Raw genomic sequence first — 17427 nt, 5'->3', positions numbered from 1 at the left:
TTAGCCAAACCAACGCCGCGCATTACGGAACATCCGTAGCCACGGCGCGTCTTCGTCCCAACCTTTTGGTTGCCAGGAATGCTGTACCGCGCGGAATACACGCTCAGGGTGCGGCATCATGATCGTTACCCGGCCGTCACAGGTTGTCAAACCGTTCACGCCAGCCTCAGAACCGTTAGGATTGAAAGGATAACGTGTAGTAGCAGATCCATAATTGTCCACGTAACGCAAAGCGATTTGTTCGCTTTCTGCCAGCGATGCCAACGAGCCGTTGCCGCTCAATTCGATCCGGCCTTCGCCGTGCGCCACGGCAATGGGCATACGCGAACCCGCCATTCCTTCGAAGAAGGCCGACGGTGAAGGCAACACCTCCACCATCGCCAGACGCGCCTCGAACTGCTCTGACTGATTGCGAACAAAGCGCGGCCAACCTTCACTGCCAGGGATCAGCTCGTGCAAGCTGGACAGCATCTGGCAGCCGTTACACACGCCCAGAGCCAAGGTGTCCTGACGGTTAAAGAAAGCCGCAAACTGGTCACGCACGCGATCGTTAAACAGTATGGACTTGGCCCAGCCGCCGCCGGCACCCAAAACATCACCAAACGAAAATCCGCCACAAGCCACCAGACTGTTGAAGCCTTCCAATGACATTCGACCAGACAACAAATCGCTCATGTGTACGTCAACAGCGGTAAAACCGGCCCGGTCAAACGCCGCCGCCATCTCAACGTGGCCGTTTACGCCCTGCTCTCGTAACACGGCTACTTTGGGTCGCGCGCCAACGTTAATAAAAGGCACGCTGATGTCTTCATTGATGTCAAACGTGGTTACTACATGTAAGCCCGGGTCATTGGCGTCCTGAAGGTTGTCAAACTCTTCCCGCGCGCAGTCCTCGTTGTCGCGCAACGATTGAACACGGAAGCTGGTTTCGCTCCAAAGGCGCTGCAAATCGAGTACCGGCTCATCCACTACAAATTCGCCGTTGAAGCTCATCTGTACACGAGCCTCCGAAGTCGGCTCACCAATAACGATCGTATGGTTGCCTAATCCAGCGGCGGAGAACTGCTGCAGCACGAATTCGGTATCGTCCCGGCGCACCTGAATCACCGCACCCAATTCTTCGTTGAACAGTTCGCGGGCAAACTGAGAGGCATCTTCTGCCAATCCGTCCAGCTTGATGTCGATACCGGCACGACTGGCAAAGCACATTTCAACCAGAGTGACAAAAAGGCCGCCATCCGAGCGATCGTGGTACGCAAGCAATTTTCGATCAGCGTTCAGGCCCTGAATCACCGCGAAAAATGCTTTCATGTCTTCTGGGTCGTCCAGATCCGGCGCTACTGCGCCAACCTGGCCGTATACCTGGGCCAATGCAGAGCCGCCCAGGCGGTTCTGGCCCGCCGCAAGATCGACCAGAATAAGGTCGGTGGCGCCGACGTCCAGCTGAAGCTCCGGCGTTAACGTAAGCCCCACATCGGTAACCGGCGCAAAGCCGCTAACCACCAGTGACAGAGGCGCCGTAACGCTTTTCTGCTCACCACTGCTTTCTTCCCACACCGTTTTCATGGACATCGAATCTTTGCCCACGGGAATGGTAATACCCAACTCCGGGCAAAGCTCCATACCCACCGCACGCACGGTTTCATATAGATTTTCGTCTTCACCCGGGTGGCCAGCCGCGGCCATCCAGTTTGCGGATAAGCGCACATCTGACAGCTTGGCGATAGGCGCCGCAGCAAGATTGGTCAGCGTTTCACCCACCGCCATGCGTCCAGAAGCCGGCGCGTTGACTGCGGCAACCGGCGTGCGCTCGCCCATGGCCATAGCTTCGCCGCTGCGCACGTCAAAGGAACTGGCGGTTACCGCTACGTCTGCAACCGGAACCTGCCACGGCCCCACCATCTGATCCCGTGCTACAAGCCCGGTAATGGTGCGGTCGCCAATGGTGATCAAAAAACTCTTGGAACCCACCGACGGCAAACGCAACACGCGACGAATCGCTTCGTGCAGGTCCACCCGGGTTGAATCGAATAAGCGTTTGGTAAATGACGAGCGTGTGATGCTGCGATGCATACGCGGAGCCTTGCCAAAAAGCACGTCCATCGGCAAATCAACCGGCTTGTCATTAAAATATGAATCCGCCAACGCCAAATGGTGTTCTTCAGCGGCTGCGCCAATCACTGCGTACGGGCAACGTTCACGACGACAAAGCGCATCAAACAACTCCAGGTTTTCCGGCGCCACGGCCATAACGTAACGTTCCTGAGATTCGTTACACCAGATTTCCAGCGGCGACATACCCGGTTCGTCGCTAGGAATTTCGCGCAGCTCAAACTTACCGCCGCGACCACCGTCTTTAACCAGCTCCGGCATGGCGTTTGACAAACCACCGGCGCCAACATCGTGAATAAAGCAAATCGGATTGGTGTCGCCCATCTGCCAGCAGCGATCAATCACTTCCTGGCAACGACGTTCCATTTCCGGGTTGCCACGCTGTACCGAGGCAAAGTCCAGATTTTCATTGCTGGAGCCGGAATCCATAGAGGATGCAGCTCCGCCGCCCAGGCCAATCAGCATAGACGGGCCGCCCAGAACAATAAGCTTGGCGCCTACCGGAATGTGGCCCTTCTCTACGTGCTCGGCTCGAATGTTACCCAGGCCGCCGGCAATCATGATCGGCTTGTGGTAGCCACGCACTTCTTCGCCTGCAGGGCCTGCAACCTTGGCTTCAAAGGTACGGAAATAGCCCGTGAGGTTTGGCCTGCCAAATTCGTTATTAAAAGCTGCGCCGCCGATCGGGCCTTCAATCATGATGTCAAGCGCGGAGGCAATACGGTCTGGCTTACCATAACCGATTTCCCAAGGCTGGATGTCGCCCGGCAAATTCAGGTTAGAAACAGTAAACCCGCTTAAGCCGGCTTTTGGCTTGGAGCCACGACCGGTTGCGCCTTCATCACGGATTTCTCCACCGGCGCCCGTGGCCGCTCCGGAAAATGGCGCAATCGCCGTTGGGTGGTTGTGGGTTTCCACCTTCATCAGGATGTGTATATCTTCCTGATTGTAGCCGTAAACACCGGTGTTCGAATCCGGGAAGAAGCGGCCCCCACGACTGCCGGCAATAACAGAGGCGTTGTCTTTGTAAGCAGACAACACGCCTTCGCTGTTCATTTCGTAAGTGTTGCGAATCATCCCGAACAGCGATTTTTGCTGATTTTCGCCGTCGATGTCCCAAGACGCATTAAAGATCTTGTGGCGACAGTGCTCGGAGTTGGCCTGGGCGAACATCATCAGTTCAACGTCTGTGGGGTCACGCTTCAGATCAGAGAACGCAGCCACCAGGTAGTCAATCTCGTCGTCCGCCAGCGCCATGCCCAGGCGACGATTGGCGTCCACCAGTGCTTTGCGGCCGCCGGCAAGAATACCCACGCAACCCAACTCGCGGGGTTCGTCGTGGCTGAACAGCAGCTCGGCGCCGCCCATCTCGTGAAATACTTTTTCTGTCATGCGGTCGTGCAAAAGCGCCGCAATTTTTCCCCGCTGCTCCAAGCTTAACTTCTTGGCCGAACGCACATAGTAAGCAATACCCCGCTCAATACGCAGAATGTGACGCAAACCACAGTTGCGCACAATGTCGGTCGCCTTCGATGACCAGGGCGAAAGCGTGCCGGGGCGGGGAACCACCAGAAACAACACGCCTTCGGGCTGCTCTACGGGCACACTCGGGCCGTAACTCAACAGCCGATCAAGAATCGCCTGTTCCACGTCAGACAGGTCGCCATCCAAATCGGCAAAGTGCATGAACTCGGCGTACACATGGTCAATTTCGGGAACGCTGTCTTTCAGGCAGGCGTGCAGCTTGTTGAAACGAAAAGGTGAAAGCGCTGGTGCGCCGCGAAGTTCAAGCATGGTAGCAACCTGTATCGCGCGTAGCGGGGGTTTGAGAAGACATTTTGAAGGCAGCATCATACTCGAAAGCGCCTGCGGGATACAGCGATCCAGCACCTTACTAAACAACGCCATCAAAGATGCCGCTGATCGCGCTTTTATTGACCGGACCACGCACAACATAGATGATTGCAAGAATCTGTCTGCACCAAGACAGCCAATCGGAAATTAACCGCACACCCGCCTAAAACCCGACGGAGATAAGGCTTTTGCCGGCAAACACCCAGTTGCAGCTCGCTTCCCGGCGGGCGTTATCGTTGCCCAAGCGGGTCCGCAGGGGCTCAGCCATGGTAGCACTGCTGGCGTTTACCCTGGTTTTGAGTGCCTGCTCACGGCCAACAACTCTGCAGCAGATCAAAGCCGAAGGTGTACTGCATGTCATCACCCGGGTCGCCCCCTCTATTTATTACAAAGGTCGCGACGGCCCCACCGGCTATGACTACGAACTGGTTCAGCTGTTCGCAGAGCATCTGGGCGTAGAGCTTAGGATTCGCGTCGCCGAAGACAACACCGAAATTCTATCTGTGCTGGATCAAAACTTCGCTCACATAGGGTTAGCCGGGCTGTCAGGGCAAAAGCAGTTTCGGGGTCAGATGCGGGCACTGGCGACCGGTATAGAAGTAGAGTCAGTGGTGGTGTATCACCGCGATTCCGCCAAGCCCGACGCTCTTGCCGATTTGGCAGATAAACCATTGCACATAGTGGCCGACAGCAATCACGAGCCACAACTGGAAGAAGCGCAAATCGACGTCCCCCAGTTGTCCTGGCAGGTTCACACAGGCCTGGATGCCGCCGGTTTGCTGGCGCGGGTCGAGAGCGGTGAGCTGCCTTACGCGGTGGTGTCATCCAACGAGCTGGCGCTGAACCACGTGTTTTTTCCCGATGTAAAAGAAGCAATACCGTTGGGTCCACCCCGCGAGCTGGCATGGCTATTTCCTGCAATGCAGGATCGGTCATTGATTGATACTGCAGAGCAGTTTTTTGGAATGCTTGCCGAAGACGGCACCCTGGAGCAGATCACCGAGCGTTTTTACGGTCATCTGGACCGGCTGAACTACGTTGGCGCGCTAACATTTGTGCGCCATACCGAAAAACGCCTGCCAAAATATGAAAGTCTGTTTCGCTCTTACGCTGATCAATATGCCATGGACTGGAGGCTTCTGGCGGCCATTGGTTATCAGGAATCCCACTGGCGCCCCAAGGCAACCTCGCCCACCGGCGTGCGCGGACTGATGATGCTTACTCGCTCCACGGCAAAATACGTGGGTGTCAAAAATCGACTCAGCGCCGAGCAGAGCATTCGCGGCGGTGCCAAGTATTTAACAATTGTGCACGACCAGATTCCCGATCGTATTGAAGAGCCCGACCGCACCTGGTTTGCCCTGGCTTCTTACAACGTTGGATTTGGCCACCTAGAAGACGCACGTATACTGACCGAACAGGCTGGAAGGAACCCGGACCGCTGGCTGGATGTAAAAGAGTTCCTGCCGCTGCTAACGCAGAAAGAATGGTACAGCCAAACCAAGTATGGCTACGCCCGCGGCCATGAGCCGGTCATTTATGTGCAAAATATTCGCCGCTACTATGATGTACTGGTGCGCATGACCGAACCCGCCGTAACACCGGATACCCTGCTGGCAGATGACCCGTTAACACAGCTTGATAGCGCCGGCGAGGCGCTTGTAGCCTTGCCAGAAATCCAGGCCGCCTTACCAGACCAATTGACAGACGTGCCACCTACGCTCTGATCTTTCGGAGTCCAGGCCTGCAGCGCCTATGCCGGCTCGACTGCATCCATCGCGGCATTAATCTGTTCCTGGGTAAATCCGCGGCGCTGAAGGAAACGCATCTGGCGCAAGCGTTCTTCCAGCTGCCCGCGCAAATCTGATAACCCGAAGCGCTTACGGCGCAGTCGTACAGCCTGGTCAGACCAATCCTGCAAGCTCACTGCCTGCAGAGTGTCGGCATTTGCAGCCACGCCACGCTGGTTCAATTCACCCGTTATGCGCAGCGGACCGTAACCCGCCTCAATACGCTGCCGCGCGTAGGCTTCGGCAAAGCGTTCATCGCTCAGCCAATCCTGCTCCTCGTAGTCATCCAGTACCGTTTCGATGACCGATTTTGGCAGCTGGCGCTGCAACAACTTACGGGTAAGTTCAAGCCGGCTGTGTTCACGCCGAGCCAGTAAGCGCAGCGCTACAGAGCGGGCTTTATAATCGTCATCCTGATCATTTTCGGATTTTGCCATGACATCTCTTTCCGCATCGCTTCACAAAACGCTAGACTAGTGCTCGCGTTCTATACGCCCGGTAGCTTCGTACCTAGAAATCCAAGCGTCCAGCGCCAACCTCAACTGGTGCTGAAGAACGGTAGCGGCACACTTTGCCCGACACCGCAGACTGGTATCAACCAGAAAGATACTTTAAGGAAAACACCCATGGCCGCATTTCTTCGCAGATTGTTCAAATCCCGCACAACACAGCTGAAAAAAACCGCACCGGCGGTCAATAAACAGCCTCAGCAGACGGACGATGCCAAAACCGCAAAAGAAGATCGCGGCGCCCGGATTGCGAAGCAGCTGGAAGCCGTACAAGGTATGCCGGCGCAAACAAAACTGGCGGAGCTGGCCATTGGCGGGTTAACCGCTGAAGTTCGCAGCCGTGCCGCCAGCGGTTTGCGGGACGAAGCCTTACTGCATGACGTTATCCGCCAGGCCAAAGGCCGGGACAAAGGGGTTTTCCAGATAGTCCGCCAAGCACTTCAACAGCTGCGTGACGCCCAAGCTGCACAGAATGAACTGGAAGAAAAACGGCAGCAGCTGATTCAGCAGGCGCAGGACCAGGCCCGCAGTGAAGACACCATCCTTTACGAGCCACGCCTGGACACGCTGCTCAAACAGTGGAAAAGCGTAGAGACTGGCGCCAGTAACGAGCAAATCACCGAATTTCTTAGCGCTACCCACCAGTGCCGTGAGCGAATTCGCGAGGTGCAACAACAGCAGCTACAAAGGCAGCAACAACAAGAAAAACTCGACCAGCGTAAGCAAACCCTGGCGCTACTGGGCGAAACGCTGACGCAACTAAAAGCCAACGACATCAGCGAGCCGCCCACGTTGACAGCTCTGGACGCACTATTGAAAACCCAGCACAACCGCTGGATTGAAGCCAGTGAAAGTACCGACGTAAGCGCGCCCGAGCAAACCCGTTACAACTCCACCAGCGCCGGTCTGCGGGACTACGTAGAGGCACATCAGCGGCTTATGCAGGCGCAAGAACAAATCGCCACGCTGTCGGTCAGCACAGCTCCAGGCGATGAAATCAAAGACGACGCAGAGCTTGGTGTTGAAACCGCAGACCAGGCCAAAACCCTGCTTGCCATATTGGAATGGCCAACGGTGTTTCCACTGCCTGAGCCCGTTATTGTGCTACAGGCACTGGCCAAACAGCGCAAGAAAGCAGAACCGGTCGAGCAGCCAGACCTGGCCCGCCAGAACAGCCTGTCAACAGATCTGGACAGGCTCCTCACGGAGCTCGATAGCGCCTTGGAGAACAAACAACTGAAGCCCGCCAAGCAGCTGCTAAAGAACGCCCAGCAAATTGCCAAAAAACTCGATTCCCGCCATCAGAAGCCATTTGCTGCGCGCATGCAATTGCTGCAAGGCCAGTTTAACGAACTCAGCGACTGGCAGGGCTTTGCCACCACACCCAAGCAGATCGCACTGTGCGAACAAATGGAACATCTGGCAGCGCAACCTATTGACCCAGAAGCCAAGGCAGCTCACATCAAAGAGCTGCAAGAAGAATGGAAAAGCCTGGGCGGCTCCTCTGACAGGTTGCTGTGGGCCCGCTTCAAGCAGGCATCCGATGCCGCCTACGAACCGTGCAAAGCTTATTTCGCCGCAAAATCCGATCTTAAGCACGCTAACCTGGCCACACGTCAATTGATCTGCCAGCAACTGCAGGAATTTATGGCACAGGCTGACTGGCCTAGTATTGACTGGAAAGTGGCCGAACGTATTCATCAAACTGCACGCCAGGAATGGAAGGCCGCATGGCCGGTAGAATTCCGCGACAATCGTCCGTTACAAAAACAGTTCGACGAGTTACTGAAACAGCTGGATGCCAAACTGAACAATGAGCGCCAGCGCAATGAAGCTCTGAAGCAGGCCATTGTTGCCAGCGCCGAAGAGCTAATGACCGCCGAACCCCTGGCCAACGCCATGGTGCAGGCCAAAGAGCTACAAGGCCATTGGCAGGCTATCGGGATTACCCGTCATCGCGAAGACCGCAAACTCTGGCAGGCATTCCGCCAGGCTTGCGACGCCATTTTTGCCCGCCGCGAACAGGAAAATAGCCTTCAAAAGCAAGCCGTTGTGGCAGCTGATGAACAAGTGAACATCATTTTGGAGTGCGCTGACCAGGCCCTGAGTGCAAGCACAAACAGCGATGAACTCAGCGCCATCTGGACCGAGCTGGCCGCGCACAGCCCCCAGGCGCTATCTGCCAGCACCCGCGACCGCTACAACGATGTGCGTCAGCGTTTGCACACGGCCAAACAGCGGCAGGAACTGGTCACTCGCCTGCAACAATGGACCGGATGCATTCAGGCCCGCGGCCAGGCCCCTATCGATAGAACCAACGTACCCCTGGAATGGACAAAATTTAATCAACTCGATCAGCCCATCGATTTCCAGGAACTGGCTATCCGTACCGAAATACTCGCCGACCAACCTTCACCCGTGGCAGACCAGCGCAAGCGCATGGAGATTCAGGTACAGCGCCTGGCGCAGAGCATTGGCGCTGCCGAACAATCGGCCAGCCCACTCACCGATGCTGAAAAACTGGTAGCATTATGGTGCCTGGCGCCGGCCTCCGTCGCGGCCTCCAAAGAGCTCGAACAACGCATGCTGAATGCGCTTGAAAGCTTGGTTTAAGGTTCCTGCGCAAGCAGACATAATCATCCGCATACACCTTTGCGCCGTAATAGTGATGAATAGATTGTCACCTGGCGCAAGGGTACATCTATAGCCAGGCGTGTAGCGCTTGCCTACAATCATAAAACGGGTCGCTGGTTGAACACCTTAGCCGCGACCACCAGCATTTAACTCGGTCAGGTAGGTTCTATGTCAATCGTGGAAAGACTGTGCTCACAGCGCGTAGCCCGCGGCAAGCCCGTAAAAGCGTTGGCGCTCGCGATTTCGCTTTCTGTGTCTTTCGGGGCCATCGCCAGCAGCGAGTCGCTTCAAAGCTATCAGCCGGTTGCGCCCACTATTGACCAGGCCCGAGCTAACATACTGATTGCGAGACAACTGCAGTTCACTCATTTTCGCGATTTGCGAGTCAGCGATGATTTGTCTGGCGACATCTTCGATACCTACCTGAAATACCTGGACGGCCAGAAAGTCTATCTGACCCAAGACGACCTGGACGGTTTCGTTGATATTCGAGATCACCTGGGTTCGGCCCTGCGCACCGGTAAACTGCAGCCCGGATTTGATATTTACAATCTGGTGCAAAAACGGATCATCGAGCGTCTGCATTTTGCTCTGAACCTTCTGGACCAAGGCGTTGGCACCTTAGATTTCAGCAGCAACGACAGCATATTGCTCGACCGCTCTGACAGCGATTGGGTCGCTAATAACGCGAAGCTAGACAAACTCTGGACCAAACGCATCAAAAACGCCGTGCTGGCTCAACGCCTGAACGGTAGTGACGACGACGCCATCACAGACACTTTGCGGCAGCGTTACGAAGACCAGCTCAAACGCGCTTACCAAGCCCGCAGCGAAGATGCGTTTCAAGCCTACATGAACGCCTTTGCCGGCATGTGGGACCCCCACACATCCTATTTTTCACCACGCACCTCTGAAAACTTCAATATTAATATGAGTCTTTCGCTCGAAGGCATAGGTGCCGTGCTGCAAGGTGATAACGAATACACCAAGGTGGTGCGACTGGTCCCTGGCGGACCGGCATTTCAGCAAGGCCAGCTGCAACCCGCAGACCGGATTGTGTCGGTCACCCAAGAAGGCGAAACGGCGGTCAATGTGATCGGCTGGCGCCTGGATGAAGTGGTCGATCTGATCCGCGGACCGCGCAATTCCATAGTCACACTGGAAGTCATTCCGTCTGGTGCGGCCGATGAAACCATCACCAAAGCCATCGCTATCAAGCGCGATCAGGTCAAGCTGGAAGAACAGAGCGCCAGTAAAAAAGTGATAGAGCTAGATCGCAACGGTGAAACCTATAAGGTCGGCGCCATCACTATCCCCACCTTCTACGCCGACTTCCAGGCCATGCAGGCCGGTGATCGCAACTACAAAAGCACCACCCGCGATGTGCGCAGGCTGCTGGAAGAACTTGAGGCTGAAGGCGTTGAAGGGTTGGTCATTGATTTGCGCAACAACGGCGGTGGTGCCCTGCACGAAGCCAACGATCTGGTGGGATTGTTTATAGACAGCGGCCCAACCGTGCAAATTCGCAACGCCAATAACGACGTGCAAATTCTGAACGATGAAGACCCAGATGTTGCTTTCAAAGGGCCGATGGTGGTGCTGGTAAATCGAATGAGTGCATCCGCGTCTGAAATCTTCGCGGGCGCTATCCAGGACTATGGCCGCGGCCTGGTTGTGGGTTCCCAAACCTTCGGTAAAGGCACAGTGCAGGCCGTTCGGCCACTGAATCACGGCCAGCTAAAAATCACGCAGTCCAAGTTCTACCGGGTTTCTGGCGGCTCAACCCAGCACAAGGGCGTTATGCCCGATATCGAAATTCCATCACGTATCGATAACAGTCTTATTGGGGAAGATGCGCTGGACCACGCCCTGCCCTGGGATCAAATTGATGCTGTCAGCCACACCCAGTATTTTGATTTCAGCAATATGATTGACGAGCTGCGCCTGCGCCACGACAAGCGCTTTGACGCCAGCCCCGAGTTCAGCCTGCTGCAACAGGAAATCGACTTTCTGAAGAAGCAACGCCAGCAGAACTCAGTCAGCCTGAATATGGACGAGCGCCAGCAACAACATAAAGAAATTGAACGCACCCGGCTGACCATTGCCAACGCGCGCCGTGAATTGCGCGGCGAAACGCCATTCGACACCATGGAAGAACTGGACGACTGGCAGGACCTGCAGGCTGCCGACCTGAACTCCAATGATGAAGAAACGGATTTCGTTATCCGCGAAGGCGGGCAAATTATGGCGGATATGCTTGAGCTGGACCGTCGTACCGCCGCGTTGCCGGCGATGGGCTCGCCCCTGACAGCCAAAGCACAAACTATACGGGCGTCAACCGAGCTCTAACCGGGCTAAAACCGAACGTATGCGCCGTGGCGGCTGCGATGGAATTCAGCGCCGCTGTCGCCTCGGCGCTGACACTTATTGCCGGCGCTTCCTTAGCGTCGCCCGCCCGAAAGGCTGATTCATGACGGCAGAGACCATTATCGCGGCGGATACCCGTATCAACGCCCGCTGGGTGATTCCCATCGAACCTGCGGATCAGGTTTGGCATCACCACGCGGTGATTGTGCAAGGCGGTCATATTGTTGCCGTATTGCCTCAGGCCGAGGCCGACACTCATTACCGTACTCGTGAAACCCTGAGTTTGCCACATCATGTGCTGATGCCTGGGCTAATCAATTTGCACGGCCATGCCGCCATGTCGCTCTTCCGCGGCGTCGCTGACGATATACCGCTAATGACATGGCTGAACGACCACATCTGGCCGTTGGAAGGCGAGTTTGTGTGCGAACAGTTTGTTGCCGATGGCACCCAGCTGGCCATGGCGGAAATGCTTCGCACCGGTACCACCACATTTTCGGATATGTATTTTTTTCCGGAAATTGCTGCCCAGTGCGCCGCGGATGCCGGCATGCGGGCGCAAATCTGCTTTCCACTGCTGGACTTTCCCACCTGTTGGGGCAGTGGCCCGGAAGAATACCTGCGCAAGGGCGAACAGTTGATCAACGCCTGGCAGGGCGATGAATTCATTATGCCCGCCATAGGCCCCCATGCGCCCTACACCGCTAACGATGACACCCTGGCCGGCGCCGTCGCTCTGCAGAAAAAGACCGGCGTAAAATTACAGATTCATCTGCACGAAACCGCGCTGGAAGTGCAAAACGCCGAGCAGCACTCAGGCCAGCGCCCTGTCAGCAGAATGGCGCAGCTGGGCGTGCTGGGGCCAAACACCCAATGCGTACACATGACCCAAGTTGATGACAGCGACCTAGAACACCTGTTGCACAGCGGCGCCCACGTTGTTCACTGCCCGGAATCCAATATGAAACTGGCCAGCGGCCAATGCCCCGTGCAGCGTCTGAGCAAGGCCGGCGTTAATGTCGCCATAGGCACCGACGGCGCCGCCAGCAATAACGACCTTGACCTGTTCGGAGAGCTTCGTACTGCAGCAATGATGGCCAAACATCTGGCCGGTGACCCTGCCGCGCTTTCTGCCCACCAGGCACTGCGCATGGCCACCTTACAGGGCGCAAAGGCCCTGGGCCGGGGACAGGATCTTGGTTCACTGGAAGCCGGCAAGTGCGCCGATATCATCGCCGTTGATCTTAGCGACCCGTTTTTTCAGCCCGTGTACAACCCGGCTTCGCACCTGGTTTACAGCTTACACAGTCGCGCTGTAAGCCACAGCTGGATCAACGGAGTGCCTCAGGTACAAAATGGCGAACTCACACGTATTGATGTGCCCGACCTTATGCTGCGTGTGGCAGACTGGGCCGAACGCATTGGCCGTTATCAGGCCGGCTAAAAAAGCCAGCACGGCCAACTGTATGTAACCGAATTCAAATCGCATCACCAGGCAGGCAAACATGACGACTCCTAACCCAGGCCGTAATTCAGATCATCCTTCAAATCACTCCTCAGATTCCAGCGTGAACCACAATGTGGATCGTAACGAAATCGCCAAATTTGAGGCCCTGGCCAGCCGCTGGTGGGATCCCGGTAGCGAATTCAAACCCCTTCACGACATTAACCCGCTGCGCCTGAACTACATCGACGAACGCGTGTCCCTGCCTGGTAAAAAAGTCATCGACATTGGCTGCGGTGGCGGCTTGCTATCAGAAGGCATGGCCCGCCGTGGCGCCCACGTGACCGGTATCGATATGGGCGAAGCACCGCTAAGCGTGGCGCGCCTGCACGGGCTGGAAAGTGGCGTTCAAGTCGACTATCAGAAAATTACCGTGGAAGAGTTGGCCCGCGACCCACAGCACGCAGGCCAATACGACGTTGTTACCTGTCTCGAAATGCTTGAGCACGTGCCAGATCCGGGCTCGGTCATTCGCGCTTGCGCCAGTCTGCTAAAACCCGGCGGCCATCTGTTTGTGTCCACCATCAACCGCAACCCGAAATCGTTTCTGTTTGCCATTGTTGGCGCTGAATACATATTGAGCCTGCTGCCCAAAGGCACCCACGAATGGAAAAAGTTCATTCGCCCGTCGGAAATGTCAGACCACCTGCGCAGTGCCGGCCTGGATATTCGTGAACTGACCGGAATGACCTACAACCTGCTGACCAAGGTGTACAAACTTGGCCGCAATGTCGATGTCAATTATATGATGCATGCAAAGGATAGCCGTGAAGCCTGAACTGACTCCCTCAGCGGTACTGTTTGATCTGGACGGCACCTTGATTGACACCGCGCCGGATTTTGTCCGTGTTCTGAACCGGATGCGCATTGCCTACGGCCTTAACGAGTTGCCAGTACCGCACATTCGCTGCATGGTGTCGAACGGCGCCCGCGGCATGGTCCGCGTGGGATTTGGGCTGGAGCCGGACGATGACGGCTACCAACAGAAACACACCGAATTTCTAGACCTTTACGAACAGGGCATGACCATAGACACCTGCCTGTTTGAAGGTATGGACAGCTTGCTGCGCAATTTAGAGCAGCGTGCTATTCCCTGGGGCATAGTGACCAACAAACCGGTGCGCTTTGCTGCGCCCGTGGTGGCCGCCCTAGGGCTGGCGGAACGCTGTAGCACCTTGATTTGCCCCGACCACGTCAGCCAGCGCAAGCCTCACCCGGAACCCATGTTTCTGGCCTGCAAAGAAGTAAACGTAGAGCCGAAAACGGCTATTTACGTGGGCGATCACCAGCGCGACATAGACGCCGGCATTAACGCTGGAATGACCACCATTGCCGTGCGTTACGGTTATATCGAGGCGCCTGAAGAGGTGGATCTATGGGGTTCTCACTATACCGTCGATAGCGTCAGCGAACTCGCAAAGCTGTTACAATAGTTCCCACTAGTTACCCATACCGGCGGGTCAGCAACCTGTCGGCTTTTGCTGTGCACTTTTGCTCTAAACGGAGATAGGTCATGCAGAATTACCAGGCCCCCGCCGACTTACTGAAAGATCGCATTATTATGGTCACCGGCGCTGGCAGTGGTATTGGCCGCACAGCGGCTATCACCTACGCCGCCCACGGCGCAACGGTGATACTGGTCGGCCGCACCGTGTCGAAGCTGGAATCTGTTTACGACGAAATTGAAAACGCCGGTTATCCCAAGCCCGCCATAGTTCCCATGAACTTTGATGGCGCTGCCATGAAAGACTACGAAGAACTGGCGATGACCCTGGAAGACAATTTCGGCAAACTCGATGGCCTGCTGCACAACGCCGCTATTTTGGGCGATCGTAGCCCGGTGGAACTGTACAACCCGGAAAAATGGGCCAAGGTGATGCAAGTCAACAGCATGTCTCCGTTCCTGCTAAGCCGTGCAATGATACCGTTGCTGCGCAAGTCCGGAGATGCATCGATGATCTTTACCTCGTCTAGCGTAGGACGTTCCGCGCGGGCCTACTGGGGTGCTTATGCAATATCGAAATTTGCGATAGAAGGGTTAAGCCAGCTATTGGCGGATGAGCTCGATGACAAGCGGAATAACATTCGCGTTAACACCCTGAATCCGGGTGCTACCCGCACCAATATGCGAGCCCACGCATACCCGGCGGAAAACCCCCAGCAAAACCCGGCACCGGAAGAATTGATGCCCATCTACCTGTACCTGATGGGCCGCGACAGCGCAGGGGTTAACGGCCAACAGCTAGACGCCCAGCCGAAGTAATGGAGCTGTCGTTCTACACCACCGCTCAGTGCCACCTGTGTGAACTTGCAGAGGCGCTATTGGTCAACACTCCCACGTCACAGCCAATACCCGTGAACGTGGTGGATATTGCCCAATCAGAGCAACTGGTCGCCCGCTACGGCACTCGCATACCGGTTTTACGCCGCAGCGACACCGGCAATGAACTGAACTGGCCATTTACCCAAGACCAGCTCCTTAGCTTTTTACAATGAGGTTTGCCTGACATGCTGATGGTTATTTCCCCTGCGAAAACTCTGGATTATAAAAGCCCGCTGGCAACCGAACACCATACCCAGCCCGACTTTTTAGAGCCAGCACGGGAGCTGATTGACCAGCTTAAAGAACTGGAGCCGCACCAAGTCAGCAATCTAATGAGCATCAGCGACAAACTGGGACAACTGAATGCTGCACGCTTCAGCGACTGGAGTACGCCGTTTACGCCCAGCAATGCCCGCCAGGCCATTCTTGCATTCAAGGGTGATGTCTACACCGGGCTGGATGCCGAAAGCTTCAGTAACAGCGAGTTCCAGTTCGCGCAAAAGCACCTGCGCATGCTCTCCGGGCTTTACGGGGTGCTCAAACCGCTCGATCTGATGCAGCCCTACCGCCTGGAAATGGGTACGAAATTTGAAAACCAGCACGGTAAAGACCTGTATGCGTTCTGGGGCGACACCATCACTCAAGAGGTCAATCGCTTGCTAAGTGACGACGACGGCGTACTGGTGAATCTGGCGTCTAACGAATATTTCAAAGCAGTGCGCAAGAAAGACCTTGAGGGACGGCTGATCACCCCCAATTTTAAAGATCGGAAAAACGGACAATATAAAATCATCAGCTTTTACGCCAAAAAAGCCCGCGGTTTGATGTGCCGCTACGCCATACAAAATAGCATTACCAAGGCCGAAGACCTGAAAAAGTTCGATCTTGACGGCTACTACTTCAGCCCTGAGCAGTCTGACGCCAACAACTGGATATTCCTGCGCGAAGAGCAAACCAAGGCCTGATTCTGCGGCCTAGCGGCCATAATCCAAATATTCTTTGCCCGGAGCGCTTTAAGCCGGAGCGAAACTTACTATTGCTGATTTTAAATCATCTAAGGAGCCTATTCATGAGCGAAGCGGTATTCTCACAAATTTCTATGGCTGTTCTGTTGACCGGGCTTGTGGTCTGGATGGGCTTTATTGTCTGGGATCTGGCCAAAAAATCCAAAGCGGGGAGATTCGGCACCTTCATGATGTTTACGATAATGGGTGCGGGCGTACTTGGCTTTGTGATCAAAACCGTGCTGGTTGAAGTCATCCAGATATAGCGGCGCTATCCTTTACAGTTGAACCTTTTACAGCTCAACGTCTGCTTTTTATCTTCTACCCCTGCACAATCTGATTTTGACTCAAGGATGCTTCCAGTATGTGGTTTCGCAATGCCCGTGTTTTTCGTTTTACCAAGCCCTTCGATATCACCACAGATGAACTGGAAGAAAAGCTCCAGGCCGACACATTCAAGCCCTGCGGGCCTCAGGAAACCACTCGCCAGGGCTGGGTAGCGCCCTTGGGCAAACACGGTGAAACACTGGTGCACAGCGCCAATGGCTATCACCTGATTGCACTGCGCCGGGAAGACAAAATTTTGCCCAGCTCGGTGATTAAGGAACTGGTGGAAGAGCGCGCCGAAGCCATTGAGATTGATCAGGGCCGAAAAGTACGCCGCAAGGAAAAAGACGAGCTGAAAGAGCAGGTCATGCTGGAAATGCTGCCCCAGGCGTTTTCCAAAAACCGTCGCAGTTTTGCCTATCTGGCACCGAAAGATGGCGTAATGGTGGTGGATGCAGGCTCGGCCAAACAGGCCGAAGAAATCGCCTCGGCGCTGCGCAAAAGCATCGGCTCTTTGCCCGTGCGGCCACCCGCCGTGGAACAGGCGCCCATCTTTACCTTTACTGGCTGGCTGGACGAATCCATTGATTTGCCAGCGCAAATTGTGCTGGGCGATGAATGCGAGCTGAAAGACCCGGCGGAAGACGGTGGCGTTGTGCGTTGCAAAGGTATGAACTTGCAGGCTGATGAAATCCAAAACCACCTTCAAGCCGGCATGCAAGTCACCAAACTTGCCATTACCTGGGACGACAACGTGTCGTTCGTGCTCGACGAAGAGCTGGGCATTCGCCGCCTGAAGTTCGGCGAAACCCTTCAGGAACAGCTGGAAAACGTTGACGCTGACGACGCCCTGGCAAAATTCGACGCCAGTTTTAGCTTGATGACCCTGGAACTCGAAAAGCTGATTCCAGGGCTGCTCGAAGCCCTGGGCGGCGAAGACCGTTCGGCTTTAATCGATGGCGAAGACCGCCCTGCCCCGTTCAGCGAGTAACCCCACAGCGGG

13 protein-coding genes are annotated in these 17427 nt (G+C 55.5%); 11 read left to right on the top strand and 2 right to left on the bottom strand.

Annotation, left to right across the window (positions count from 1 at the left end):
- The gene (purL, locus tag ATG98_RS15125; protein WP_098423733.1) at positions 1 to 3906 is read right to left on the bottom strand and encodes a phosphoribosylformylglycinamidine synthase; all 3906 of its coding nucleotides are present in this window, start codon (positions 3904 to 3906) and stop codon (positions 1 to 3) included.
- A gap of 326 nt (positions 3907 to 4232) precedes the next feature.
- On the opposite strand from purL, the gene mltF reads away from it, so the two are divergent.
- On the top strand, positions 4233 to 5693 hold the full coding sequence (gene mltF, locus ATG98_RS15120) for a membrane-bound lytic murein transglycosylase MltF (RefSeq protein WP_098417968.1): 1461 nt from the start codon (positions 4233 to 4235) through the stop codon (positions 5691 to 5693).
- 26 nt (positions 5694 to 5719) lie between these two features.
- Here the strand turns inward: mltF and ATG98_RS15115 are convergent, their stop codons facing one another.
- Positions 5720 to 6193, bottom strand: a complete 474-nt coding sequence (locus tag ATG98_RS15115) for a regulatory protein RecX (protein WP_098423731.1) — start codon at positions 6191 to 6193, stop codon at positions 5720 to 5722.
- Positions 6194 to 6382: 189 nt separating this feature from the next.
- Here ATG98_RS15115 and ATG98_RS15110 point away from each other — a divergent pair, with 189 nt between their 5' ends.
- The 10 genes from ATG98_RS15110 to rdgC all read left to right on the top strand — a co-directional run bounded on the left by ATG98_RS15110 (position 6383) and on the right by rdgC (position 17415).
- Positions 6383 to 8878: a DUF349 domain-containing protein gene (locus ATG98_RS15110; RefSeq protein WP_098423729.1), complete on the top strand. Its 2496-nt coding sequence runs from the start codon at positions 6383 to 6385 to the stop codon at positions 8876 to 8878.
- 189 nt (positions 8879 to 9067) lie between these two features.
- Positions 9068 to 11248, top strand: a complete 2181-nt coding sequence (locus ATG98_RS15105; RefSeq protein WP_098417965.1) for a carboxy terminal-processing peptidase — start codon at positions 9068 to 9070, stop codon at positions 11246 to 11248.
- Between the two features lie 121 nt (positions 11249 to 11369).
- Positions 11370 to 12710 carry a TRZ/ATZ family hydrolase gene (locus tag ATG98_RS15100; protein WP_098423727.1) on the top strand — a complete coding sequence of 447 codons (1341 nt, stop codon included), beginning with the start codon at positions 11370 to 11372 and terminating at the stop codon, positions 12708 to 12710.
- 61 nt (positions 12711 to 12771) lie between these two features.
- Positions 12772 to 13548: a bifunctional 2-polyprenyl-6-hydroxyphenol methylase/3-demethylubiquinol 3-O-methyltransferase UbiG gene (gene ubiG / locus ATG98_RS15095; RefSeq protein WP_228706159.1), complete on the top strand. Its 777-nt coding sequence runs from the start codon at positions 12772 to 12774 to the stop codon at positions 13546 to 13548.
- Positions 13538 to 14203 (top strand): HAD-IA family hydrolase, encoded by a 666-nt coding sequence (locus tag ATG98_RS15090; RefSeq protein WP_098417963.1) that lies wholly within the window; start codon positions 13538 to 13540, stop codon positions 14201 to 14203. The genes ubiG and ATG98_RS15090 overlap by 11 nt, the downstream gene beginning before the upstream one ends.
- Before the next feature lie 80 nt (positions 14204 to 14283).
- Positions 14284 to 15033 carry a YciK family oxidoreductase gene (locus ATG98_RS15085; RefSeq protein ID WP_098417962.1) on the top strand — a complete coding sequence of 250 codons (750 nt, stop codon included), beginning with the start codon at positions 14284 to 14286 and terminating at the stop codon, positions 15031 to 15033.
- Positions 15033 to 15266 (top strand): glutaredoxin family protein, encoded by a 234-nt coding sequence (locus ATG98_RS15080; protein WP_098417961.1) that lies wholly within the window; start codon positions 15033 to 15035, stop codon positions 15264 to 15266. The genes ATG98_RS15085 and ATG98_RS15080 overlap by 1 nt, the downstream gene beginning before the upstream one ends.
- 12 nt (positions 15267 to 15278) lie before the next feature.
- Positions 15279 to 16058 (top strand): peroxide stress protein YaaA, encoded by a 780-nt coding sequence (gene yaaA, locus ATG98_RS15075; RefSeq protein WP_098417960.1) that lies wholly within the window; start codon positions 15279 to 15281, stop codon positions 16056 to 16058.
- 104 nt (positions 16059 to 16162) lie between these two features.
- Positions 16163 to 16363, top strand: a complete 201-nt coding sequence (locus ATG98_RS15070) for a DUF2788 domain-containing protein (RefSeq protein WP_098417959.1) — start codon at positions 16163 to 16165, stop codon at positions 16361 to 16363.
- Between the two features lie 98 nt (positions 16364 to 16461).
- Positions 16462 to 17415, top strand: a complete 954-nt coding sequence (gene rdgC / locus ATG98_RS15065) for a recombination-associated protein RdgC (protein ID WP_098417958.1) — start codon at positions 16462 to 16464, stop codon at positions 17413 to 17415.
- The last annotated feature ends 12 nt before the right edge of the window (positions 17416 to 17427 follow it).

The organism is Marinobacter sp. LV10R520-4 (assembly GCF_002563815.1).
GTDB lineage: Bacteria > Pseudomonadota > Gammaproteobacteria > Pseudomonadales > Oleiphilaceae > Marinobacter.
The sequence above is the reverse complement of the archived record's forward strand: the minus strand, read 5'-3'. Positions and strand labels throughout refer to the sequence as shown.

What these genes read in the sequence shown, in the direction of transcription:
- purL (WP_098423733.1), bottom strand. Translation starts at nt 3,906, where the DNA reads ATGCTTGAACTTCGCGGCGCACCAGCGCTTTCACCTTTTCGTTTCAAC.
- mltF (WP_098417968.1), top strand. Translation starts at nt 4,233, where the DNA reads ATGGTAGCACTGCTGGCGTTTACCCTGGTTTTGAGTGCCTGCTCACGG.
- ATG98_RS15115 (WP_098423731.1), bottom strand. Translation starts at nt 6,193, where the DNA reads ATGGCAAAATCCGAAAATGATCAGGATGACGATTATAAAGCCCGCTCT.
- ATG98_RS15110 (WP_098423729.1), top strand. Translation starts at nt 6,383, where the DNA reads ATGGCCGCATTTCTTCGCAGATTGTTCAAATCCCGCACAACACAGCTG.
- ATG98_RS15105 (WP_098417965.1), top strand. Translation starts at nt 9,068, where the DNA reads ATGTCAATCGTGGAAAGACTGTGCTCACAGCGCGTAGCCCGCGGCAAG.
- ATG98_RS15100 (WP_098423727.1), top strand. Translation starts at nt 11,370, where the DNA reads ATGACGGCAGAGACCATTATCGCGGCGGATACCCGTATCAACGCCCGC.
- ubiG (WP_228706159.1), top strand. Translation starts at nt 12,772, where the DNA reads ATGACGACTCCTAACCCAGGCCGTAATTCAGATCATCCTTCAAATCAC.
- ATG98_RS15085 (WP_098417962.1), top strand. Translation starts at nt 14,284, where the DNA reads ATGCAGAATTACCAGGCCCCCGCCGACTTACTGAAAGATCGCATTATT.
- ATG98_RS15080 (WP_098417961.1), top strand. Translation starts at nt 15,033, where the DNA reads ATGGAGCTGTCGTTCTACACCACCGCTCAGTGCCACCTGTGTGAACTT.
- yaaA (WP_098417960.1), top strand. Translation starts at nt 15,279, where the DNA reads ATGCTGATGGTTATTTCCCCTGCGAAAACTCTGGATTATAAAAGCCCG.
- ATG98_RS15070 (WP_098417959.1), top strand. Translation starts at nt 16,163, where the DNA reads ATGAGCGAAGCGGTATTCTCACAAATTTCTATGGCTGTTCTGTTGACC.
- rdgC (WP_098417958.1), top strand. Translation starts at nt 16,462, where the DNA reads ATGTGGTTTCGCAATGCCCGTGTTTTTCGTTTTACCAAGCCCTTCGAT.